General features: G+C 69.9%; 20 protein-coding genes and 1 pseudogene. 10 read left to right on the top strand and 11 right to left on the bottom strand.

The window, feature by feature from the left end; genetic code table 11:
• Positions 1-55 precede the first annotated feature (55 nt).
• Genes NO364_RS15720 through NO364_RS15710 form a run of 3 tightly spaced genes read left to right on the top strand, consistent with a single transcriptional unit; the run spans position 56 to position 2,341 of the window.
• On the top strand, positions 56-1,111 hold the full coding sequence (locus NO364_RS15720; RefSeq protein WP_157689979.1) for a zinc-dependent alcohol dehydrogenase: 1,056 nt from the start codon (positions 56-58) through the stop codon (positions 1,109-1,111).
• 37 nt (positions 1,112-1,148) lie between these two features.
• On the top strand, positions 1,149-1,526 hold the full coding sequence (locus NO364_RS15715) for a 6-pyruvoyl trahydropterin synthase family protein (protein WP_257628000.1): 378 nt from the start codon (positions 1,149-1,151) through the stop codon (positions 1,524-1,526).
• Positions 1,526-2,341, top strand: a complete 816-nt coding sequence (locus tag NO364_RS15710; RefSeq protein ID WP_157689981.1) for a class I SAM-dependent methyltransferase — start codon at positions 1,526-1,528, stop codon at positions 2,339-2,341. Before NO364_RS15715 ends, NO364_RS15710 begins: the two co-directional genes overlap by 1 nt.
• On the opposite strand, the gene NO364_RS15705 is transcribed toward NO364_RS15710, so the two are convergent.
• Together NO364_RS15705 and NO364_RS15700 are read right to left on the bottom strand one after the other, a co-directional pair.
• Entirely contained in the window at positions 2,338-2,589 is a 252-nt protein-coding gene (locus NO364_RS15705; protein ID WP_157689982.1) for a hypothetical protein, read from the bottom strand. The genes NO364_RS15710 and NO364_RS15705 overlap by 4 nt on opposite strands.
• Before the next feature lie 128 nt (positions 2,590-2,717).
• Positions 2,718-2,927, bottom strand: coding sequence for a hypothetical protein (locus NO364_RS15700; RefSeq protein ID WP_157689983.1), 210 nt, complete (start codon positions 2,925-2,927; stop codon positions 2,718-2,720).
• A 119-nt stretch (positions 2,928-3,046) separates the two neighbouring features.
• Between NO364_RS15700 and NO364_RS15695 the strand changes: the two genes are divergently transcribed.
• Together NO364_RS15695 and NO364_RS15690 are read left to right on the top strand one after the other, a co-directional pair.
• The gene (locus tag NO364_RS15695) at positions 3,047-4,039 is read left to right on the top strand and encodes a type II glyceraldehyde-3-phosphate dehydrogenase (protein ID WP_157689984.1); all 993 of its coding nucleotides are present in this window, start codon (positions 3,047-3,049) and stop codon (positions 4,037-4,039) included.
• 45 nt (positions 4,040-4,084) lie between these two features.
• Positions 4,085-5,410, top strand: a pseudogene (locus tag NO364_RS15690) (putative PEP-binding protein); the annotation flags it as partial.
• A 5-nt stretch (positions 5,411-5,415) separates the two neighbouring features.
• Here the strand turns inward: NO364_RS15690 and NO364_RS15685 are convergent.
• Together NO364_RS15685 and NO364_RS15680 are read right to left on the bottom strand one after the other, a co-directional pair.
• Positions 5,416-6,462 (bottom strand): DUF2891 domain-containing protein, encoded by a 1,047-nt coding sequence (locus tag NO364_RS15685; RefSeq protein ID WP_257627999.1) that lies wholly within the window; start codon positions 6,460-6,462, stop codon positions 5,416-5,418.
• Positions 6,463-6,502: 40 nt separating this feature from the next.
• Positions 6,503-7,894: an Nramp family divalent metal transporter gene (locus tag NO364_RS15680; RefSeq protein ID WP_157689987.1), complete on the bottom strand. Its 1,392-nt coding sequence runs from the start codon at positions 7,892-7,894 to the stop codon at positions 6,503-6,505.
• A 384-nt stretch (positions 7,895-8,278) separates the two neighbouring features.
• On the opposite strand from NO364_RS15680, the gene NO364_RS15675 reads away from it, so the two are divergent.
• A complete protein-coding gene (locus tag NO364_RS15675; RefSeq protein WP_157689988.1) occupies positions 8,279-8,698 on the top strand; it encodes a universal stress protein in 420 nt (139 codons plus the stop codon).
• Between the two features lie 52 nt (positions 8,699-8,750).
• On the opposite strand, the gene NO364_RS15670 is transcribed toward NO364_RS15675, so the two are convergent.
• Positions 8,751-9,956 carry an MFS transporter gene (locus tag NO364_RS15670; protein WP_233255228.1) on the bottom strand — a complete coding sequence of 402 codons (1,206 nt, stop codon included), beginning with the start codon at positions 9,954-9,956 and terminating at the stop codon, positions 8,751-8,753.
• A 142-nt stretch (positions 9,957-10,098) separates the two neighbouring features.
• A complete protein-coding gene (locus NO364_RS15665) occupies positions 10,099-10,488 on the bottom strand; it encodes a DUF8048 family protein (protein WP_257627998.1) in 390 nt (129 codons plus the stop codon).
• A gap of 105 nt (positions 10,489-10,593) precedes the next feature.
• Here NO364_RS15665 and NO364_RS15660 point away from each other — a divergent pair, with 105 nt between their 5' ends.
• Complete coding sequence (locus NO364_RS15660) at positions 10,594-11,262, top strand: ABC transporter ATP-binding protein (RefSeq protein ID WP_157689991.1); 669 nt, start codon at positions 10,594-10,596, stop codon at positions 11,260-11,262.
• Complete coding sequence (locus NO364_RS15655; RefSeq protein WP_199243614.1) at positions 11,259-12,098, top strand: ABC transporter permease; 840 nt, start codon at positions 11,259-11,261, stop codon at positions 12,096-12,098. Before NO364_RS15660 ends, NO364_RS15655 begins: the two co-directional genes overlap by 4 nt.
• 170 nt (positions 12,099-12,268) lie before the next feature.
• Here the strand turns inward: NO364_RS15655 and NO364_RS15650 are convergent, their stop codons facing one another.
• Complete coding sequence (locus tag NO364_RS15650) at positions 12,269-12,742, bottom strand: redoxin domain-containing protein (protein ID WP_257627997.1); 474 nt, start codon at positions 12,740-12,742, stop codon at positions 12,269-12,271.
• A gap of 104 nt (positions 12,743-12,846) precedes the next feature.
• Between NO364_RS15650 and NO364_RS15645 the strand changes: the two genes are divergently transcribed.
• On the top strand, positions 12,847-14,451 hold the full coding sequence (locus NO364_RS15645; protein ID WP_257627996.1) for a Na+/H+ antiporter NhaC family protein: 1,605 nt from the start codon (positions 12,847-12,849) through the stop codon (positions 14,449-14,451).
• An 84-nt stretch (positions 14,452-14,535) separates the two neighbouring features.
• Here NO364_RS15645 and NO364_RS15640 read toward each other — a convergent pair whose 3' ends face one another.
• Genes NO364_RS15640 through NO364_RS15630 form a run of 3 tightly spaced genes read right to left on the bottom strand, consistent with a single transcriptional unit; the run spans position 14,536 to position 17,103 of the window.
• Entirely contained in the window at positions 14,536-15,003 is a 468-nt protein-coding gene (locus NO364_RS15640; RefSeq protein ID WP_157689994.1) for a Zn-ribbon domain-containing OB-fold protein, read from the bottom strand.
• Positions 15,000-16,160 carry a thiolase C-terminal domain-containing protein gene (locus NO364_RS15635; protein WP_257627995.1) on the bottom strand — a complete coding sequence of 387 codons (1,161 nt, stop codon included), beginning with the start codon at positions 16,158-16,160 and terminating at the stop codon, positions 15,000-15,002. The genes NO364_RS15640 and NO364_RS15635 overlap by 4 nt, the downstream gene beginning before the upstream one ends.
• Before the next feature lie 31 nt (positions 16,161-16,191).
• On the bottom strand, positions 16,192-17,103 hold the full coding sequence (locus NO364_RS15630; protein ID WP_257627994.1) for a DUF5995 family protein: 912 nt from the start codon (positions 17,101-17,103) through the stop codon (positions 16,192-16,194).
• 110 nt (positions 17,104-17,213) lie between these two features.
• On the opposite strand from NO364_RS15630, the gene NO364_RS15625 reads away from it, so the two are divergent.
• Positions 17,214-19,349: a PAS domain S-box protein gene (locus tag NO364_RS15625; protein ID WP_257627993.1), complete on the top strand. Its 2,136-nt coding sequence runs from the start codon at positions 17,214-17,216 to the stop codon at positions 19,347-19,349.
• A gap of 7 nt (positions 19,350-19,356) precedes the next feature.
• Here the strand turns inward: NO364_RS15625 and NO364_RS15620 are convergent, their stop codons facing one another.
• Positions 19,357-20,502 (bottom strand): pyridoxal phosphate-dependent aminotransferase, encoded by a 1,146-nt coding sequence (locus NO364_RS15620; RefSeq protein ID WP_157689998.1) that lies wholly within the window; start codon positions 20,500-20,502, stop codon positions 19,357-19,359.
• Positions 20,503-20,613 lie beyond the last annotated feature (111 nt).

Here is a 20,613-nt window from a genome sequence, read left to right as displayed (position 1 = left end):
GGCGCGCCGTCCGGACGGGCGGTAGTATGAAGTGAGCAGCGTGGCTAGTGGGGGCGTGACAGAGCGTGTCGAGGACGCGGACGACCCGGAGCGGCCCGTCCCGGGGACCGGCCGATCGCTGTACTTCACCGACCCCCGGACGGTCAGCGTCGAGGACGAGTCGGTGCCGACCCCGGACCCCGACGAGGTGCTCGTCGCGGCCCGCGTCTCGGCGGTGAGTTCGGGGACCGAACTCCTGATCTACCGGGGCGAGATGCCGCGGGATCTGGCCGCCGACGCGACCATCGACGCGCTGGGCGGCGACCTCTCCTACCCGCTGAAGTACGGCTACGCCACCGTCGGCGACGTGGTGGCGCTGGGGGACGACGTCGACGAGTCGTGGCACGGCCGACGCGTCTTCGCGTTCAACCCCCACGAGAGTCACTTCGCCGCGTCGCCCGCCGACCTCGTGCCCGTTCCGGAGGACGTCGCGACGGAGACGGCGGCGCTCCTGCCGACGGCCGAGACGGCGACGACGCTAGTCATGGACGGCCGCCCGCGGGTGGGCGAACGGGTCGTCGTCTTCGGCTCCGGCATGGTCGGCCTCGTCACGACGCACGTCCTCTCGGCGTTCCCGCTGGAACGGCTGACGGTGGTCGAACCCGTCGCGGAGCGGCGGGAGATGGCCGCCAGCCTGGGCGCCGACGAGACGCTCCGGCCCGCGGTGGCGGCGCGGGTCGGCGAACGGGGCGACCCCGCAGGCGCCGACCTGGCGTACGAACTCTCGGGGTCGCCCGAGACGCTCGACGACGCCGTCGACGTCGTGGGCTACGACGGACGGATCGTCGTCGGCTCGTGGTACGGGCGCAAGCGCGCCGAGACGGACCTCGGGGGCTTTTTCCACCGCAACCGGATCGACGTGTCGTCGAGCCAGGTGAGCACGCTCGCGCCCGAAGTCCGCGGCCGGTGGACGAAAGAACGGCGGATGGACACGGCGTGGGACCGTCTCCGCGAACTCCCGACGGAGCGTCTCGTCACCCACCGGATCGGGTTCGAGAACGCCGCGGAGGCGTACCGGCTGCTCGACAGCGGCCCCGAGAACGCGCTCCAGGTGTTGCTCACCTTCGAATAGGCCGAGCGTATAAGGCGCTCGCGGCCCACCGCCGGATATGTATCGGCTCTCCGTGTCGCGGGACTTCGTGTCCCAACATTTCCTCACGGTCCCCGACCCCGGCCCCGAGGGCGAGATTCACAGTCACCACTTCGAAGTGGCGGTTCGGTTCGCCGGCCCCGACCTGAACGAGTACGGCTACCTCGTCGACATCGACGCCGTCGACGCCGCGCTCGACGAACTCGAAGCCCGCTACCGCGATACGCTGTTGAACGACCTGCCGGAGTTCGCGGACGCGAACCCGAGCGTCGAGCGCTTCGCGCGGGTCTTCGGCGACCGGTTCGTCGAGGCGGTGCCGACGAACACGCCCACGCGCCTGACGATCCGGATGTGGGAGGACGAGGACGCGTGGGCCAGCCACGAGCGGGCGCTGTGATGGAGCACGCCGAGGAGCGGTATCTGGAGGCGAAACGGACGGTCGACGAACGGGCGCTCGACCGGCGGGTCCGTGACCGTCTCCGGGCGGCGCTCCCGTCGGCACCCCGGGTGCTGGAGGCGGGGGCCGGCACCGGCGTCACCGTCCCCCGGCTCCTGGACTGGGGAGTGACCGCCGGGTCGTACCGCGGCGTCGACCGGGATCCGGCGGTCGTCGAGCGCGCGCGGGACCTGCGGGCGACGGAACTGGACGCCGAGCGCACCGACGCGGGGTTCCGCGTCGGCGACCTGACGGTACGGTTCGAGACGGGCGACGCGCTGGAGGCGTTCGACGACGAGCGGGCGGACCTGGTGGTCGCGGGATCGTTCATGGATCTGGTGCCGATCGACTCGGCGCTGGACGCCTTCGCGGCGGCGCTCGGCCCCGACGGGCTGGTGTACGCGCCGATCACGTTCGACGGCGAGACGCTCTTCCAGCCCGACCACCCCGACGACGACGCCGTCCTCGAGGCGTACCACCGGGCCATCGACGACGAACCGGGACGGGACGTCCGGGCCGGTCGGCACCTGCTCGACCGCTGTCGGGCGCGCGGCGGGGACCTGCTGGCGGCCGGGGCGTCGGACTGGGTGGTCCACCCCCGGGACGGCGACTACCCGGCCGACGAGCGGTACTTCCTCGAACGGATCCTGTCGTTCGTCGCGGACGCGGTGGCGGTGCCGGCGGTGGAGTCGTGGCTGTCGAGCCGTCGTCGACAGCTAGAAGCGGGAACGCTGACGTACGTCGCCCACGGGTACGACGTTCTCTATCGACCCTAGCGGCGTCGGGAGAGGGAGACGTACGCCGAGTGGTCGGCGAGGGAGGTGCGGAGGGACGCGGCGACGAGGAGGGGAAGCATCACCACGGCCGTCCGGGCCGCGGCGCCCGAGCCGAGGACGTATCCGGCGGCGGCGACGGCGAGAACCGTCGCGAGCATTACGGCCCCGAGGGCGACCTGTGCGTCGGGCGTCCGCTTCCCGGATGCGGGCCCGAATCGGTCGTCGTGAGTATCTGAGACGGCGGCCATCGTTCTCCTAGCAAATTATGGCTGGACCCAAATATATTTACCGAGGTAATTATCGATCGTGATTAAAACGGTCGATAATGAGGTATCCTGCCGGAAACGTAAACGATCGTTCGTGATAGTACTCGGGGCTACGGCTCGAAGTCGGCCATGAAGTTCGTGTGGAGGCGGTAGAACAGGAGCATCCCGCCGACCCAGCTGAGGATGCCGTAGGCGACGTACGCGAGCGTCGGGAGGTCCAGATAGAAGTACATGTACGAGCCGACCAGCAGGTACGCGAGGACGAAGACCCCGAGCACGCGGATACCGCGACTGGAGACCTGTTGTTTCGGGTTGACCATGGTGGGGTGGCGTCGAGCGCCGACATCGGGGATGAGACGGCCCCCGAGTTAAGCACGAAAGTTAATGCAAAACCTGCGAAATACGTCGACACTATATGCGGGAGCGGTCAACGGAGCGTATGATTCGCGTAGGCGTCAACGGCTACGGTACCATCGGCAAGCGGGTTGCCGACGCAGTGGATTCGATGCCCGACATGGAGTTGGTCGGCATCGGCAAGGCGAGTCCGAACCACACGGCGGACGCGGCCGCCGACCGCGGGTACGACATCTACGTACCCGAGGGTCGACACGACCGGTGGGCCGAGGTGGGGATGGACGTCGCGGGCGACGTCCACGACCTCATCGAGGCGAGCGACATCGTCGCCGACGCGACGCCGGCGGGGATGGGCGCCGAGTACCGCCCCATCTACGAGGAGTACGACACGCCCGCGCTGTTCCAAGGCGGCGAGGGGGCGGACGTGGCCGAGGCGAGTTTCACCGCCCGCGCCAACTACTCCGAGGCGACCGACAAGGACTACGTCCGGATCGTCTCCTGTAACACGACGGGGCTGAACCGGATGTTCGCGCCGCTCCACGAGGAGTACGGCGTCGAACGCGCGAGCATCACGCTGGTCCGCTGTCGGGGCGAGCACGCGGTCATCTCGGCGGACCCCGTGACGATGCCGTCCCACCACGGCCCGGACGCGCTCGAGGTCATCCCCGATATGGGCCCGATCACGACGATGGGGATGAAGGTGCCGACGGTACGCCACCACTTCCACGGCGTCAACGTGGAACTCGGCGGGGAGCCGAGCGCGGCGGAGGTCCGCGACCTGCTGGCCTCGCAGTCCCGCATCCACGTCGTCGACGGCGACCTCGGCATCGACTCGGGGTGGGAACTGCAGGAGTTCGCCCTCGACCGCGGCCGCGACCGGATGAACCTCTACGAGAACCAGATCTTCGAGGACTCCATCACGATGGAGGGGCCACAGCTCCACCTGTTCCAGTCGATCCACCGCGAGAGCGACGTGGTGCCGGAGAACGTGGACGCCATCCGCGCGATGATGGGCGAGGCCGACGCGGCGGAGAGCATCGAACTGACGAACGACGTGATGGGGATCGGCGACATCTAAATGACGGCGAACGAGACCGAAGCGATCGACGAGGTGCAGGAACCGGGCGAGGAACTGGTCAGCGGCTACGGATCGAGTCCGGGAGTCGCGACGGGACCCGTGCGGATCGTCGAGGATATCGACGAGGCCGACCGGATCGACGAGGGCGACGTGATCGTCACCGAGATGACCGCCCCCGACATGGTGCCCGCGATGAAGCGCTCGGCGGGCATCATCACCGACGAGGGCGGGATGACCTCCCACGCGGCCATCGTCTCCCGCGAACTCGGCGTGCCGGCCATCGTGGGCTGTGGCGAGGCGACGGCGGTCCTGTCCGACGACCAGCGGATCACGCTCGACGGCCAGAAGGGGACGGTCGTCGTCGCGGAGCCGGAGACGGAGTCGTCGACGGCCGCGGACGCGGAGGCCGACCCGGCCGGGGAGCGCGCCGACCCGTCGACCGGGGGCGCCCCCACGACGGCGACGGAGGTGAAGGTGAACGTCTCCATCCCCGACGCCGCCCAGCGGGCGGCCGACACGGGCGCCGACGGCGTCGGCCTGCTCCGCCTCGAACACATCCTGCTCTCGACGAGCAAGACCCCCGAGAAGTACGTGGCCGACCACGGCGAGGACGCCTTCGTCGAGGAGATATCCGAGGAGATCCGGAAGGTCGCGGACGCCTTCTACCCGCGACCGGTCCGCGCCCGGACGCTGGACGCGCCGACGGACGAACTCGCGGAACTGGAGGGCGGCGAGAACGAACCCCACGAGCACAACCCGATGCTCGGCTACCGGGGCATCCGGCGGAGCCTCAAGGAACCCGAGATGGTCAAACTCGAACTGCGGGCGTTCAAGCGCCTGCACGACATGGGCTACGACAACGTCGAGGTCATGTTCCCGCTGCCCAACGACGCCGAGGACGTGCGGCGGGCGCGGGAGCTGATGGACGAGGTGGGCATCGATCGCGAGACACACGACTGGGGGGCGATGATCGAGACGCCGGCCAGCATCCGTGCTATCGACGAGATCATCGACGAGGGCATCGACTTCGTCGCGCTCGGTACCAACGACATCGTCCAGTTCATGCTCGCGGTGGACCGCAACAACGCGATGGTCGCGGACCGCTTCGACGACTTCCACCCCACGATCCTGGAGGCGATGGCGGAGGTCATCGAGGCGTGTAACGAACACGACGTCGACACCACCATCACGGGCCAATCCGGATCACACCCGGACATGGCGAAGTTCCTCGTCGAGAAGGGAATCAGCTCGCTGTCCTCGAACATCGACGCGGTCGACGAGGTGCGCCGGGTCGTCGCCCGCGCCGAGCGGAAACTCCTGCTCGACGCCGCCCGCGAGGACCTCGACGACGTCGAACCGCGGCTCGACTGACCCTTCTATCCGATCCCGTCCTCGTTTCGCGTCAGGAGGTACAGCGCGAACGACGGGAGCCAGTGGGCGCCGGCGTAGTCGTCGGTGAACGCTCGCGCCAACCCGCGTTCCGCGTGGCGTTCGGCACACCGCGACAGCCCGGCGGCCCGGCGGCCGTCGAGGGCGTCCGCGAGGCCGGCGAGACACCACGCCCGGGAGAGGTTCAGGCCGACGAGGTGGAGCGCGACGCCGCCGTCGGCCCCGGCGTCCACGGGGTCGAGATCCGTTCCGTCGAAGTCGGGGAGGAAGCGATCGAACCAGGCGTGGAACCGCGGCGGGTCGGACACCCGACGCAGGAGGTCGGCCTCGATCAGGGCCGGCGAGAGGAAGTCCCAGCCGAGGGGTTCGTACTCGATCGGGTAGTCCCGGTCGTCGGCGAAGCAGTCGCGGGCCGTCTCGGCGGCCGCGGCGGCCAGGTCGTCGCGCCCGACGGTCCGCGCGTAGTCGAGGACACACCCCAGGGCGAACGCGGAGTTGTGGTGGGTGCCGACCCTGAACGGCCGGGACCGGGCGAGGAGGTCGTCCGCGACGCGGGTCCGGATCGTCCGTTCGAGCGGGGCGAGCGTCGACCGCCACGCGTCGGCCCGGTCGTCGTCCCAGCGGGCGAGTTCGGCGGCGAGACGCAGGAACCACCCCCAGCCGTACGGCCGCTCGAAGGACGGGTCGGCCTCGAAGCGGTCGACCTCCCGGCGGACGTTCGCGGGGGTGAGCCGCGCGTCGAGACTGCGGCCGATGGCGTCCGCGTCGGGGTGGTCGTCGACCAGGCGGAGGCCGCGGACGAGCGTCCAGTGACAGTGGACCGCGGAGTGCCAGTCGAAACAGCCGTAGAACACGGGGTGGCGCTCGCGTGGGCGCTCGGGCCCGTCGGGCGAGTCGACCGCGCCGACGTGGTGTGGGAACTCGGTGTCGACGGCCTCCAGCGGTCGGTCGGCGAGCGTCGCCGCCGCCTCCCGGTCGATCCAGTCGCTCCGGCCGGCGAGCAGCGTCTCGGTGGCGACGGCCTCGAAGGGCATGCACGCGGCGTGCGGCCGCGGAGAGGAAAAGGTACGGGGGCTACAGCCCGAGGAGCGTCTGGATGGAGCCGCGGGCCTCCCAGAGTCCGGAGACGATCATGACGACGCCCGCGAAGACGGCCAGCGCGACGGCCCACCGTCGCGTCGGCGAGAGCGAATCGATGTCGATGTCGAACGACATGTACATCACGGAGAGGTACATGAGGCCGATGACCGGGGCGAACAGGGCGCCCGAGAGGGCAAAGAGGATGAGCGGCGCCTCGAACACCAGGTTGAGCGAGAGCGGGATGGCCGCGAACAGCAGGACCGTCCCGCGGAAGACGGTGTCACGGGTGACGTCGAAGTTCTCGAAGACGCCGTGGAGCGCGAATGCGTCCTCCCAGAGCCGCGACATGCCGTAGAGCGGACCGATGAGCGTCGAGAACAGGGCGGCGACGGTCGTCAGCAGGAACAGGGTCGCCGACCACTGGCCGAACTGGGTGGTGAAGATGGCCGCCATCTCGGGGATGACGGTGAAGCCGCTGGGCTGGATGCCCTGGGTGTGCAGCGTCGCGGCGGCGGCCGTCCACATGAAAAAGGAGAAGACGGCCAGGATGGTCGAGGAGAGCAGGTTCTGCCAGAGGACGATGTCGCCCCAACCCTTGAGACGGTCGATCTCCTCGTCAGAGAGGTCGTACTTGTCGATGTCGTGGCCGTCGTCGAGTGGTTCGAACATCCCCATCACCTTGTCCTTCGCGAACCAGACGTAGGAGACGGTCGGGCCGAACCCGGCGCCGATCCAGCCGAACATCGTGAGGACGAAGGCCATGCCGCCGACGCCCAGGCCGGAGACCTGGCCGGGGACCGACGGGACGAGGCCGCCCGCGAGGCCGCCGATCCACTGGTCCGCGGTGCTGAGCGAGACGAACGCGATCAGGACGAGGAAGATCCACAGCAACGAGGTGGCGATCTTCTCGATCAGGTCGTAGGACCGCGTCATGACGATGCCGAGCCCGGCCAGCACCGTCAGCACCATCCACAGGTTCGTCGAGATGCCCGGATACAGCTCGAAGAAGGCACCCGCGGTCTCGCCGAGGTGGCCCGAGAGCCCGATGGCGTAGATCAGGCCGCCGAGGAACACGTAGTAGAAGATCCACTTCAGCGCCCAGCTCTTCTCGTAGAGGGCGTCGAGGAACGTGTCGCCGGTCATGACGCCGTAGCGGACGAGGTAGTACTGACCGAAGATCTTCGTGAACGTGATGAGGGGGATGAGCCAGATGCCCTCCATGCCGAGGTAGGCGCCGCCGAGCGGAACGCTCAGCACCTCGCCGCCGCCGATCTGCGACGCGGTGAACACCCACGCCGGCCCCATGTAGCTCAGGAACTCCTTCAGCGTGGCCGGCGGTTCGGAGATCCGCGACTCCGTCGCCGCGTCCACGGACCCGGTGCTCACCGCCACACACCCCCCGTCGGGGTGTCCGCCTCGGGACGGGGACGTGGTCGGGACCGCTGACGGTCGATGCCTCCGGGTGCGTCGACGCGCGTCGACGCGATGGTGACTCGATGGGCGCTGTGCCGCATGTTCGATCCGATGAAAGACAGTGAAGATGGTATAAACGCGGAATGGCGCACTTTTTGCATGATTTATCATGAAGGGTATATTCCTTAAGGGAATATAACCATCCGAACGCGGGCGGCGTCGCCGTCGAAATCGCCCGACGTGGCGCCGTCGCCGGCGGACAACCGACGGCCACACCGGACCGGCGCCGGATCGGCGGCGTAGTAACGAATGACGCGTTCGAAAGTCATTTAATTATTGTGAGGAATTGCTGTTGGTATGGTGATACTGGCAGCGATCGACAGGGATCCGGGCTGTAAGGGCGTCGTCGAGACGGCAGACGACCTGGCGACGAGCATGGACATGGAGCTGGTGATCCTCCACGTGGTCCCGGAGGAGGGGGACGAGGAGGGGGCCCGGGAGGAGGTGACCGAAATCGTGCGGTCGGCGATCGGCGATCTGGAGGGAGTCGACCTTCGGATCATGCCCGAGCAGACGCGCCGCGACCTGCCCACGGGGCGGACGGCGAACCACATCCTGCAGGTGGCCGAGGACATCGACCCGGACTACATCGTCATCGGGTCGCGCAAGCGCACGGGGCTGGGGAAGATCCTGCTCGGGAGCGTCTCGAAGCTGATCCTCTCGAACGCGGAGGTGCCGGTCGTGACCGTCGAGCAGAAGCGACGGGCCGAGGCCTGATCAGCGCCGCAGGGAGAGGTAGACCACGGCGCCGGCGAGGGCCGCGGCCTGATCAGCGCCGCAGGGAGAGGTAGACCACGGCGCCGGCGAGGGCCGCGGCGACCCCGGCGACCACGAGCAGGACGCGATAGCCGTCGAGGGGCGAGGCGAAGACGAGCCCCGCGGTGCCGGTGAAGCCGACGGGGCCGAGCGTCTGTCCGAGGCGCAACACGCTGGTCCGCATCCCCATGACGCCGGCGCGGAGGTCGTCGTCGACGAGCGTGACGACGGCGGTGTCGACGGACGGCATGACGACGCCGAAGCCGACGCCGAAGACGAGCAGCGACGCGCCGACGGCGAGGGGCGAAGGGGCGAGACGGACGGCGAGCAGTCCCACGCCGTAGGCGACGAAGCCGAGGGCGACGAGTTCGGGCGCAGACCGCCACTCGGCGAGCCGCCCGTACTGCGAGGAGACGGCGGCGCTCGCGGCCGCGACGGCCGACAGCGTGGCACCGATGCGACCGGCTCCGAGGCCGAAGGCGTCGCTCAGGAGGAGCGGCAGGACGGTGAGGACGGCGCCGTAGAAGATGAAGAACGCGGCGAAGAGCGCGACGAAGATGGCCAGCGCCCGCGGCAGGACGGCGACGGTCCGCAGGCGGGCGAGGTAGGTGCGCACGTCGGTCGAACGTGTCCCCGTCGGCTCGGTCAGCGCCACGAGGGCGAAGAGGCCGACGAGGGCGCCGACGCCGAAAAAGAGGAAGGGTGCGCTCCAGCGGATCCCCGCGAGCGCCCCGCCGAGAAGCGGGTAGAACGCGGCGCCGGTGCCGACGGTGCTCCCGTTCAGGCCCATGACGGCGTCGCGCCGTCGGCCGTCGTAGACGTCGCCGATCAGCGTCACGGCGAGCGTGATCAGCGCGCTCGCGCCGACGCCCTGGAGCAGGCGGAGGGCGACCACCTCGGCGAAGGTGCGGGCGAAGGCGACGCCCGTGCCCGCGGCGGCGAAGAGAAAGAGGAGGGGAACCATCACGCGACGGCGGCCGAACCGGTCGGCGACGAGGCCGACGAAGGGCGTGACGACGACACCCGGGAGGGTGTAGGCGGTGATGACCAGTCCGATGCGGGTGTCCGAGACGCCGAAGACCGACCGCAGGTCGGGGAGGACCGGGCTGACGAGCGAGACGCCCATCACCCCCATCAGCGAACAGGCGAGGACGACGTAGAGCGTGCTCGACCGCCACGGAACGATCGCCAGCCCGCGGTCCCCGTCGAGGTTCAACACGGTGTCGGTCCCGTGGCCCCTCTGGCTTGTTATCGTTCCGTTCCCGGCAGGCGACGGGCTCATACGGATTATTGTAACTGGTTACCGGTGGTTCGCCGGGCCGTCTCGGCGAACCACCGGTGATGACTTACGATAAACAGTATCAGAACTGCTCGGCGGTGTCGACCCCGATCACGACGCCCGCCTCGTCCGAGGCGAAGTGGTCGTCGACGCCGACGGCCGACGCGAAGCGGAGCCGCGCTCCCTCGGTGTGGACCGCCCGGACGGCCCGCTCGACCGGCGCCTCGAAGTCGAAGTCGGCGAGCAGATCCCGCCACCCTTCCTCGTCGATCCGGTAGGCACGTGTCCCGTCCACGGTGACGTACTCCGCCGACCGCTCGAACGCCGAGTGGCGCCCGAGCAACTCCGCGTTGAGCGCGAGGAGGGCGTCGACGATCCGCCCCGGATCGACGTCCCCGCGTTCGGCCACCCGCTCGACGACCGCACCGCCGATCGGAACTTCGCCGGTGTCGAGGTCGGTGTCGGAAGTCATGCGGTACCAATTCACACGGAAGGGTCTTCGTTCTTGGGGGGCGAACGTTCATGCGAGACGGCGCCGTACGACCGGTACGCCCCCGATACGGCGGGCAATCCACCAATGACGAAACTGCGCGCCGACGAACTACGGTACGCGGTCGACGGCGAGACCATCCTCGACGGCGTCTCCCTCGCCGTCGACGCCGGGGAGACGGTAGCCGTCGTGGGGCCCTCGGGAGCCGGGAAGTCCTCGTTTCTCCGTCTGCTCGACCGCCTGGACGAACCGACCGGCGGGACGGTGTACCTCGACGGCACCGACTACCGGAGCCTCGATCCGGAGACGCTACGGAAGCGGGTGGGGCTGGTCCCCCAGCAGCCGGCGCTCCGCGAGGGCACCGTCGTCGAGAACGTCACCATCGGGCCGCGGCTCCGCGGCGAGTCCGTCGGCGACGAGCGGGTCGCCGAGCTGCTCGTCGACGTGGGGCTGGCCGGCTACGCCGACCGCGACGTGTCCGACCTCTCCGGCGGCGAGGCCCAGCGGGTCGCCATCGCGCGGACCGTCGTCAACGATCCGGACGTCCTCCTGCTCGACGAACCGACCGCGAGCCTCGACAGCGAGGCCGAGGCGGCGATCGAACGGTTGCTGACCGACCTGCTCGCGACGGGCGAGCGGACGGCCATCCTCGTGACCCACGACGAGCGACAGGCCGCACGGCTGGCCGACCGCGTGGCCCGCTTCGCCGACGGACGGATCGTCGACGTGGGCGTCCCACGGGAGGTGATCGCGTGATCGCCGTCCCCGACCGGCTGACCGACCCGGTGGTCGTCCGCGGGCTCGTGCAGGTCGCCGCCGCGACGGCGCTCGCGGCCGTCGTCGTCGGCATCTCCTCGCTCCGGAACCTGGACCTGGAGCGGGAACTCGGCGGCTCGTTCGTCCGCGGGTTCGTCCAGGTGCTCGCGATGGGCGCGCTCATCGGCGCGCTCTTCTCCGTCCCGCTGTCGTACTCCGCGCTCCTGCTCGGGGCGATGGTCTGTTACGCCGCCTGGGAGTCGCGCAAGCGCGGCGACGGCGTCCCGAACGCCTTCCGCATCTCCGTACTCTCGCTCGCGCTCGGCTCGACGGTCGTCATCGTGACGATGGTCGCCGCGGGCGCCATCGAACGGACGGTGCGCAACCTCGTGCCCGTGGGTGGGATGATCATCGCCAACGCCATGAAGACCAACTCGCTGACGCTGGATCGGTTCCAGGGCGAGGTGGCGTCGAACCGCGAGGAGATCGAGGCCGTCCTCGCGCTCGGCGTCCCCCCCGAGCGGGCCATCTCGGAGTTCGTCACCGAGTCGGTGCGGGCCTCCCTCATCCCCGTCGTCGACGCGATGCGGACGCTCGGGCTGGTGTACATTCCGGGGATGATGTCGGGGATGATCCTCGGGGGCGCCAACCCGATCTACGCCGCCGAATACCAGTTCGTCATCATGGGCATGATCTTCGCCGCGGGCGGGCTGACCAGCATGACGACGAGCCTCCTGCTCGCCCGGGCGGCGTTCACCGACGCCGCCCAGCTCCGGCGGTTCGAACCCGCCGAGACGACGCTGCTCGGGACGCTCCGCGCGGCCGTGAATCGATAGGTTCCGCCGCGATCAGTTCGGTCGAAGACGGATTGCGTCGACTCGCTCCGGAGGGGTGGACCGTTCGATGCGTATCACGACCGCGATTCGGGTGGGACACGTCGACGGCGGCCTGGCGATAACACCGCAGGTGGCCGAGCGGCCGATCGGGTGCGGCCGCGGGTGCCCGGTCAGGCCGACTGGACCGCGTCGAGGACGGCGTCGTAGTCGGGTTCGTTCGTCGGGTCGTCGGCCACCCAACTGTAGGTGACGACGCCGTCGTCGTCGAGGACGAACACGGCGCGGTTGGCGATGCCGTGCAGGCCGAGGTCCGGAATGTCCATCTCCAGGTCGTACGCCCGGATCGTGTCGCCGCCCATGTCGCTCACGAGGTCGAACTCGAGGCCGTGTTCCTCGCGGAACGCCCCCTGGGAGAACGGCGAATCGGCGCTCACGCCGAGGACGGTGGCCCCGGCGTCGTGGAAGTCGTCGAGGTGCTCCTGGAGGGCAAGCATCTCGTTGCGACAGGGCGGAGTGAAGGCCCCCGGGAAAAAGGCGAGGACCACGGGTCCGTCGCCGAGGTGGTCCGCGAGGTCGAACGATTCGTGTTCGGCGGTGCCGAGCGTGGCCGTGAACGTGGGTGCGGTGTCACCGGTAGAAACCATACGACGCGATACGGGCGCCGCGGACATAAATCCAGGCACGAACGGGAGCGGGCGGCGATCCGGATCCGGGTACTACTAATTGGGGCCCCGCCGTAGCGAGGCCCATGGCCGAGTTCGGCGCCCTCTCGCTCGTACCGCCGCTGTTCGCCATCGGGCTCGCCATCGTCACGCGGAAGGCGGTGTTGTCGCTCTTCCTCGGGGTGTGGTCCGGCGGCGTCATCTTCACCGGCGGCGTGGGCCTGGGGCAGACCTTCGACTGGATCGCAGCCGCCGTCGGCGAGAGTACCTTCCACGCCCAGATCCTCATCTTCACGCTGTTGCTCGGGTCGGCGGTGGCAATGATCTGGCGCCTCGGCGGCTCCCACGCGGTGCGCGACTGGGCCATCGCCCGCCTCGACAGCCGGCGGAAGGTCGGGCTCGTGACCTGGCTGCTCGGGATGCTCCTCTTTTTCGACGACTACGCCAACACGGCGGTCGTCGGGAGCACGATGCGTGACGTCTCGGACCACCTGCACATCTCCCGGGAGAAGCTCTCCTATCTCGTCGACTCGACGGCGGCGCCGGTGGCGACGCTCGCCATCTCCTCGTGGGTCGCCTTCCAGCTCTCGATGATCGAGTCGGGCTACGAGGCGACCGACCTCGCGGCGAGCGAGATCCCCGACGCCTTCGCCGTCTTCCTGCGGTCGATCCCCTACAACACCTACGCCATCCTCGCGGTGGCCATGGTCGGCATCGTCGTCCTGACCGGGCGGGACTACGGCGAGATGCTCACCGCGGAGCGCCGCGCGGCGACGACGGGTGAGGTGACCCGCGAGGATGCCCGGCCGATGCAGGACGTGGCGGCCGAACTCGGCGAGCCGAACGTCGAGGACCCGAAGCTGCTTGCCTTCTTTCTCCCTATCGGGGTCTTGATCGCCATCACCCTGGGATCGGCGCTCTACACCGGGTACAGCCCCGGCGCGTCGCTCTACGATACGATCGTCGACGCGGACTACGCGGTGGCGCTCATCTTCGGATCCTTCGGGATGGTCGCCTCGACGTACGCCATCGGCGTCGTCACCGGGGAGCTCTCGCTCGGCGAGAGCGTCGACACCACCATCGACGGGTTCGGCATCATGCTCACCGCAGTGACCATCCTCGTGCTCGCGTGGGCCATCGGCAACGTCGTCGAGGCGCTCGGCACCGGGGAGTACGTCGGCCGGATCGCAGGGCAGGTGCTCGACCCCGCGTTCCTGCCGGTCGTCGTCCTCTTCACCGCCGCGTTCATCGCCTTCTCGACCGGGAGTTCCTGGGGGACGATGGGTATCGTGACGCCCATCGCCGTCCCGGTCGCCTGGGACCTGACCGGCGGTCACGCCATGGTGGCGGCCGTCGTCGGCAGCGTCTTCTCCGGCGCCATCTTCGGCGATCACGCCTCGCCCATCTCGGATACGACCGTCCTCTCGGCGACCTTCACCGGTGCCGACCTCGTGGATCACGTCCGCACGCAACTGTACTACGCCGTCACCGTCGTCGCCGTCGCGGCCACCCTGCTCGTGATCTGGGGGTACACCCGCGTGAACCCGTGGCTCTTGCTCCCGGTCGGGGTCGTCGCGCTCGTCGGCCTCGTGTACGGCCTCTCGTCGGTCGCCGCGCGGCGACGGGGGATCGACCCGACGGACGTGGCGGGCGCCGAGAGGCGGGCGCCGGTGGAGGACGGCGACGACTGACTCATACGGATTATTGTAACTGGTTGCCGGTGGTTCGCCGGACCGTCTCGGCGAACCACCGGTAATGACTTACAATAAACAGTATCAGACCGGCTCGAACTCGTGGATCGGCCACTCGCGCTCGTGGTCGCGGGCCATGGCCAGCTCGTCGTCGTCGGGCGGGCGGGTCGTGAGCCGAACGCGCGTCCCGATGTCGAGCACGTCGTAGGGGGCGGTGACGCGGCCGGTCAGCCGTGCGCCGGAGTCGAGTTCGACGACGGCGACGGTGTACGGCGCCCGGTCGGCGAGCGCCGGCGGCGGGGTGCGGACCTCGGTGTAGGTCGCCACCTCGCCGGTCCGGGGCTGGGGTTCGGTCCGGAGGTTCCGGCTCCCGCAGGCGTAACACGCCGGCCGCGGCGGGAGCAGACGCGTCCCGCAGTCCGCACAGACCGCGGCGAGCAGGTCGCCCTCGGCGAGCGCGGCGAAGAACCCGGGGAGGGTGAAGGGGCTGTCGGCGGTGAACGCGTCGGCGGTGCGCGGCGGGGTCGTGGGATCGGACGGGTCGTCGGTCATGTGGCGAGGACGTGTGCGACGGTGACGGCGTCGGCGACGCCGCCTTCGTTGATCAGCAGGCCGGTCGTCGCGTCGTCGACCTGTCGCTCGGGCGTCGCGGTGCCCGTGAGTTGTTCGTACACTTCGACCGCCTGGGCGAGGCCGGTGGCGCCGATGGGGTGGCCGCGGGCCTTGAGCCCGCCGCTCGTGCTCAGACGCGTGTCGGTCCAGCCAGCCGAGCGCTCGGCGGGGGGGAGCGCGCTCTCGAAACCCCGGCCGCGTGGCGCCAGCCCCGCGGCCTCGGCGAGCAGCGCCTCCGAAACCGTGAACGCGTCGTGGACTTCGGCCACGTCGACGTCCGCGGGGTCGATTCCGGCGTCCGCGTAGGCGCGGGTCGTCACCTCGTGGGCTCCCTCGACGAAGGAGAGGTTCCGCTCCGCGACGGCGATGTTGTTCGCGCCGGCGGCGACGCCCGCAACCCGGACCGTCCCGCCGGGCAGCGTCGACGCCACGTCGTCGCTCGCGACGAGGACGGCGGCCGCACCGTCTGTGAGCGGCGCACAGTCGTACAGCTTCAGCGGCGGCGCCACGTAGTCGGAGTCGAGGACCGTCTCGACGTCGACCTCGCGGCGGAACTGCGCGCGGGGGTTGGCGACCGCGTTGGCGTGGTTCTTGACCGCGATCCGAGCCAGGTCCCGCTCGGTCGCCTCGGTCTCGTGGAGGTATCGTCGGGCGAGGAGGGCGTACTGGCTCGGCGCCGTGACGCCCGACCGCGCTTCGAGCGCGCGGTCGAACGCGGACGCCAGCGCGGTGGTGGCACCGCCGGTGCCCCCGGCGGTCATCTTCTCGACGCCACAGGCGAGCACCGCGTCCCGCCGGCCGGTTCGCACGTCCTCGACGGCGTGACGGAGCGCCATCGCGCCCGCAGCCGCACAACCCTCGACGCGTTCGGCGGGCACGTGACGCAGACCCGCCCACTCCGCGAGGAGCGTCCCGTACATGATCTGTCCCTCGTAGGATTCGGACTGGTTGCCGACGTACACGGCATCGACGACGTCGGCGGGGTCGGGCAATCCCTCGAACGCCTCGGTGAGGGCGGCCGCGAAGAGGTCCCGGCCCGTGAGGTCGGTTCGGCCGAGCGGGGAGGTCCCCGCGGCCGCGACGTGTGGTTCGGTCACACTCCACACGTCGTTCGCGGGCGAGTTAATCCTAGGCGAGGTGTTCGTCGAAGGACGCCGCGAGGACGTTGATGGCGCCGCCCCCGCGGTCGCGTTCGACCCGGCGGAGTGCCGTCACGACGGCCGGATCGACCGGCGGCGAGCGGACGAAGTGAGCGCTCCCCGTCGCAGTCGCCTCGAGGAACCGGTGGACGGCCGCGCGGGCCGGGGCGGCGGGGACGTCGGTCAGGACGGTCGCCACCAGCCACGCCCACGCCCGGCCCTCGGTCATCGAGAACAGGGAGAGCGCCTCGTCGAACCGGCCGAGGGTGTCGTCGATCCTCGACAGACCCGGCGCGTAGAGGTCGACGAGGGCGGCCTGCTGGGCGTCGACGAGGCGCGCGAGCACGCCGTCGATCCGGTCGTGGTCGGCGCGTTTCGTCGCACGGTCGGGGTCGATCCCGACGTCCCGGAGCGCCAACGCGAGGTCGTAGGTGATGTGCGCGTTGATGCCGAGGAAGGCGTCCTGTGCCACGAGCGCCGAGCCGGCCACGGCCGTCCGGAACGCGACGCGCCACGGGCCCGGGACGACGTCGTGATCGCCGCGCTCGAACGACAGGAGGGCCCGCCGGTAGTGGTCGGCGAAGGTGACGGTGTACCGGCGCAGCCACGCGGGGTCGGCGAAGCGGCCGTCCGCGATGGCCGCCCGGACGGCGGCGGTCATGCGGGTGTAGATCGTGAGAAAGACCGCGCGGCGGTCGCCGGCGGCCCGCAATCGGGATTCGAGGTCGTTCAGGCGGGTGTAGACGTCGTCGACGCCCTCGAACGGCCGCTCTAACCGGTCGACGAGCGCCGGATCGGTCGCGTGATCGGGGGCGTCCGGCGGCGCCGCCCGGATCCCGCGGACCGCCGCCCGCAGGTGACGGGAATCGAGACGTCGAGCCATCGCGGCGTAGCCGGCCATCGCGTGTCGCAGACGGGCGAGATGCGCAAATAGCTGGCGGCGAAACGGCCGGACACGTCCTGCAGGCGCCGGAATCACTTTGGTGACCGGGTCCCGACCAACCGGTGAAGATGGAGCCATCCATCCGGGTGTTGCACGTCGACGACGATCCGGAGTTCGCCGAGTTGGCTGGCGAGTTTCTGGAACGGGAAGACGAGCGGTTCGACGTCGAGACGGCGACGAGCGCCGCCGCGGGGCTGGACCGTCTCGACGCGGGCGGGATCGACTGTGTCGTCTCCGACTACGACATGCCGGGGCGGAACGGCATCGAGTTCCTGGCCGCCGTCCGCGAGCGACACGGCGACCTCCCCTTCGTCCTCTTCACCGGCAAGGGCAGCGAGGAGATCGCCAGCGAGGCCATCTCGGCCGGCGTCACCGACTACCTGGAGAAAAGCAGCGGGACGAGCCAGTACACCGTCCTCGCGAACCGGATCGCGAACGCGGTCGAGCAGTATCGCTCGCGACGGGAACTCGAAGCCAGCCGCGAGCGCCTCTCGCTGTTCTTCGAGCAGTCGCCGCTCGGGGTGATCGAGTGGAACGACGACTTCGAGGTCGCACGCGTCAACGACGCCGCCCTCGAGATCCTCGGCTACGACGCCGAGGAGCTGCTCGGGAAGTCCTGGGAGTGGATCGTCCCCGAGTCCGAGACCGAACGGGTCGGCGAGGTCGTCGAGTCCCTCCTGTCGGACCGCGGCGGCTACCGGAGCGTCAACGAGAACGTCCGCCCGGACGGCGAGCGGATCGTCTGTGAGTGGTACAACCGGGTCGTGACCGACGACGACGGCGACGCCGTCGCCGTCTTCTCGCAGTTCCAGGACGTGACCGAGCGGGAGCGGCGGGCGACACAACTGCGGCGGAGCAGGGCCCGGCTGGAGGCCCTCTTCGAGAACTCGCCCGACATGATCAACGTCCACGACACCGAGGGGAACATCGTCGATCCGAACCCCCAGCTGTGCGAGGAGACGGGGTACGACGCCGACGAACTCACGGGCATGAAGGTGTGGGAGCTGGACGAGTCGGTCGAAGCCGACGAGGTGCGGGCGATCTGGGAGCGGATGGACGTCGGCGACCGTCGGCGGTTCGAGGGCGTCTATCGTCGTTGCGACGGCTCGACGTTCCCGGTCGCGATCCACCTCAGACGCCTCGATCTGGAGGGTGACGAGCGGTTCGTCGTCATCAGCCGCGACATCTCCGCCCGGAAGGAGTACGAACGCGACCTCCGGGAGACCAAAGAGCGGCTGGATACGGTCGTCTCGAACGTGCCGGTGGTGCTGTTCGCGCTCGACGCCGACGGCACGTTCACGCTGTCGGAGGGGCGCGGCCTGGAGACGCTCGGCCTCGAACCGGGCGAGGTGGTTGGCGAGTCGGCGCTCGATCGCTACGCGGACCAGCCCGACGTGATCGACGCGATCGAACGGGCCCTCGACGGCGAGGTGGTCACCATGGTCCAGAAGATCGGTGAACGGTTCTTCGAGACGGCCTACCAGCCGATCGTCGACGACGGCGCCGTCTCGGAGGTGATCGGCATCGCGGTGGACATCACCGAACGCCGGCGCCGGGAGGCGGAGCTCCGCCGGCAGAACGAGCGCTTGGAGGAGTTCGTCGGCGTCGTCTCCCACGACCTCCAGAACCCGCTGAACGTGGCCGAAGGGCGACTCGAACTGGCGCGCGAGGAGTCCGACAGCGACCACCTCGACGACGCGGCACGCGCGCTCGGCCGGATGGACGAGCTGATCACGGACCTGCTCAGGCTGGCTCGGGAGGGGAAACGGGTGAACGAGATCGAGTCGGTCGCGCTCACGGACCTCGTCGCGGACTGCTGGCACCACGTCGAGACGCCGGCCGCGGACCTCGTCGTCGAGACGGAACTGACGCTGCGGGGCGATCCGGGGCGCCTCCGACACCTGCTGACGAACCTCCTCCGGAACGCGGTCGAACACGGGTCGACGGACGATGACGTGACCGTCACCGTCGGCACGCTCGACGACGGGCAGGGGTTTTTCGTCGCGGACGACGGGCCGGGGATCCCCGAGGCGAAACACGAGCGGGTCTTCGAGAGCGGCTACTCGACGGACGAGGACGGCACCGGCTTCGGCCTCGCCATCGCCAAGGAAGTCGCCGAGGCCCACGGGTGGTCGATCCGCGTGACCGAGGGGGCGGCCGGCGGGGCGCGTTTCGAGATCACCGACGTCGACGTCGTCGAGTGAGCCGGCGTCAGCGCTCGACGGTCGCCAGCAGGTCGTCGAGCCGGTCGATCGCTTCGCGGATGGCGTCGGCGTCGGTCGCGTAGGAGAATCGGAGGTAGTCGGCCGCCGCGTCGCCGAAGTCCACGCCGGGGGTGACCGCGACGCCGGCCTCCTCCAGGAACAGGTCCGCGACGTCGAGGGCGTCGCCGGGCAGGTCGCTCACGTCCGCCAGCAAGTAGTAGGCGCCCTGCGGGGTGTATCCGAGGTCGAGCCCCCAGTCGGCGACGGCGTCGACGAGCAGGTCGCGGCGCTCGCGGTAGGTCTCGCGGACGGCGTCGAGTCGTTCCGGCGGCGTCTCCAGGGCGGCGACCCCCGCGTCCTGCACGAAGTTGGGGGCACAGATGAGCAGGTTCTGCGCGAGGCGGTTCACCGCGTCGACGAGCGCCGGCGGGACGACCATCCACCCCAGCCGCCAACCGGTCATCGCGAAGCGCTTCGAGACGCCGTCGAGGACGACGGCGTCGTCGGTGTACTCGAGCATCGTGTGGGTCTCGGCGTCGTACGCGAGGCCGTGGTACACCTCGTCGACGACGGGCGTGGCGTCGTGTTCGGCCGCGAGGGTGGCGAGGTCCGCGAGCGTCCCGCCGGACATGACGACCCCGGTCGGGTTGGCCGGGGAGTTGAGCAACAGGGCCCGCGTCTCCGACCCCATCGCCCGTTCGAACGCCGACACGCGCGGCCGGAAGCCCTCGGCCGGGCGCAGGGGGACCGTCTCGACGCGTCCGCCGACCGTCCGCACGAAGTTCGGATAGCAGGCGTAGTGCGGGTCGGTGAGGACCACCTCGTCCCCGGGGTCGACGAGCGCCGCCATGGCGAGCAGGAGCGCCGGCGACGATCCGGGGGTGACGACGATCCGGTCGGGGTCGACGTCGACGCCGTACGTCCGGTCGTAGTGGGCGGCGATGGCCCGGCGAAGCGCCGGCTTGCCGCGCGCCGCGGTGTAGTTCGTGTTGCCGGCCCGCAGCGACGCCACGGCCGTCTCGGTCACCCGCTCGGGCGGATCGAAGTCCGGTTCGCCCACCTCCAGATGGATCACGTCGTCGGTGTCGTTCGCTCGCTCCAGCACGTCCATCGCCAGGAACGGGGTCACGTCGCCCGCGCGCTCGGAGACCATCGAGGGACCGTAGGCGGGGGACCGACGAATACGCACCGATCGGGGATGGAACGCGCCGTTCGCGGTTCGAAGGAACGAACGGGGGGAGCGGTCGCCGTCCAGACGACGGCG

It is taken from the genome of Haloplanus salinarum (assembly GCF_024498175.1).
Classification (GTDB): Archaea; Halobacteriota; Halobacteria; order Halobacteriales; family Haloferacaceae; genus Haloplanus; species Haloplanus salinarum.
Note: the sequence above shows the minus strand (reverse complement) of the source record. Positions and strands in the feature narration are given on the sequence as shown.

Coding starts and splice junctions, on each gene's coding strand:
- NO364_RS15700 (WP_157689983.1), bottom strand. CDS start 2,927: ATGGTCAACCCGAAACAACAGGTCTCCAGTCGCGGTATCCGCGTGCTC.
- NO364_RS15650 (WP_257627997.1), bottom strand. CDS start 12,742: ATGGTTTCTACCGGTGACACCGCACCCACGTTCACGGCCACGCTCGGC.
- NO364_RS15640 (WP_157689994.1), bottom strand. CDS start 15,003: ATGACCGACGACCCGTCCGATCCCACGACCCCGCCGCGCACCGCCGAC.
- NO364_RS15675 (WP_157689988.1), top strand. CDS start 8,279: ATGGTGATACTGGCAGCGATCGACAGGGATCCGGGCTGTAAGGGCGTC.
- NO364_RS15715 (WP_257628000.1), top strand. CDS start 1,149: ATGTATCGGCTCTCCGTGTCGCGGGACTTCGTGTCCCAACATTTCCTC.
- NO364_RS15660 (WP_157689991.1), top strand. CDS start 10,594: ATGACGAAACTGCGCGCCGACGAACTACGGTACGCGGTCGACGGCGAG.
- NO364_RS15705 (WP_157689982.1), bottom strand. CDS start 2,589: ATGGCCGCCGTCTCAGATACTCACGACGACCGATTCGGGCCCGCATCC.
- NO364_RS15645 (WP_257627996.1), top strand. CDS start 12,847: ATGGCCGAGTTCGGCGCCCTCTCGCTCGTACCGCCGCTGTTCGCCATC.
- NO364_RS15685 (WP_257627999.1), bottom strand. CDS start 6,462: ATGCCCTTCGAGGCCGTCGCCACCGAGACGCTGCTCGCCGGCCGGAGC.
- NO364_RS15630 (WP_257627994.1), bottom strand. CDS start 17,103: ATGGCCGGCTACGCCGCGATGGCTCGACGTCTCGATTCCCGTCACCTG.
- NO364_RS15695 (WP_157689984.1), top strand. CDS start 3,047: ATGATTCGCGTAGGCGTCAACGGCTACGGTACCATCGGCAAGCGGGTT.
- NO364_RS15665 (WP_257627998.1), bottom strand. CDS start 10,488: ATGACTTCCGACACCGACCTCGACACCGGCGAAGTTCCGATCGGCGGT.
- NO364_RS15625 (WP_257627993.1), top strand. CDS start 17,214: ATGGAGCCATCCATCCGGGTGTTGCACGTCGACGACGATCCGGAGTTC.
- NO364_RS15620 (WP_157689998.1), bottom strand. CDS start 20,502: ATGGTCTCCGAGCGCGCGGGCGACGTGACCCCGTTCCTGGCGATGGAC.
- NO364_RS15710 (WP_157689981.1), top strand. CDS start 1,526: ATGGAGCACGCCGAGGAGCGGTATCTGGAGGCGAAACGGACGGTCGAC.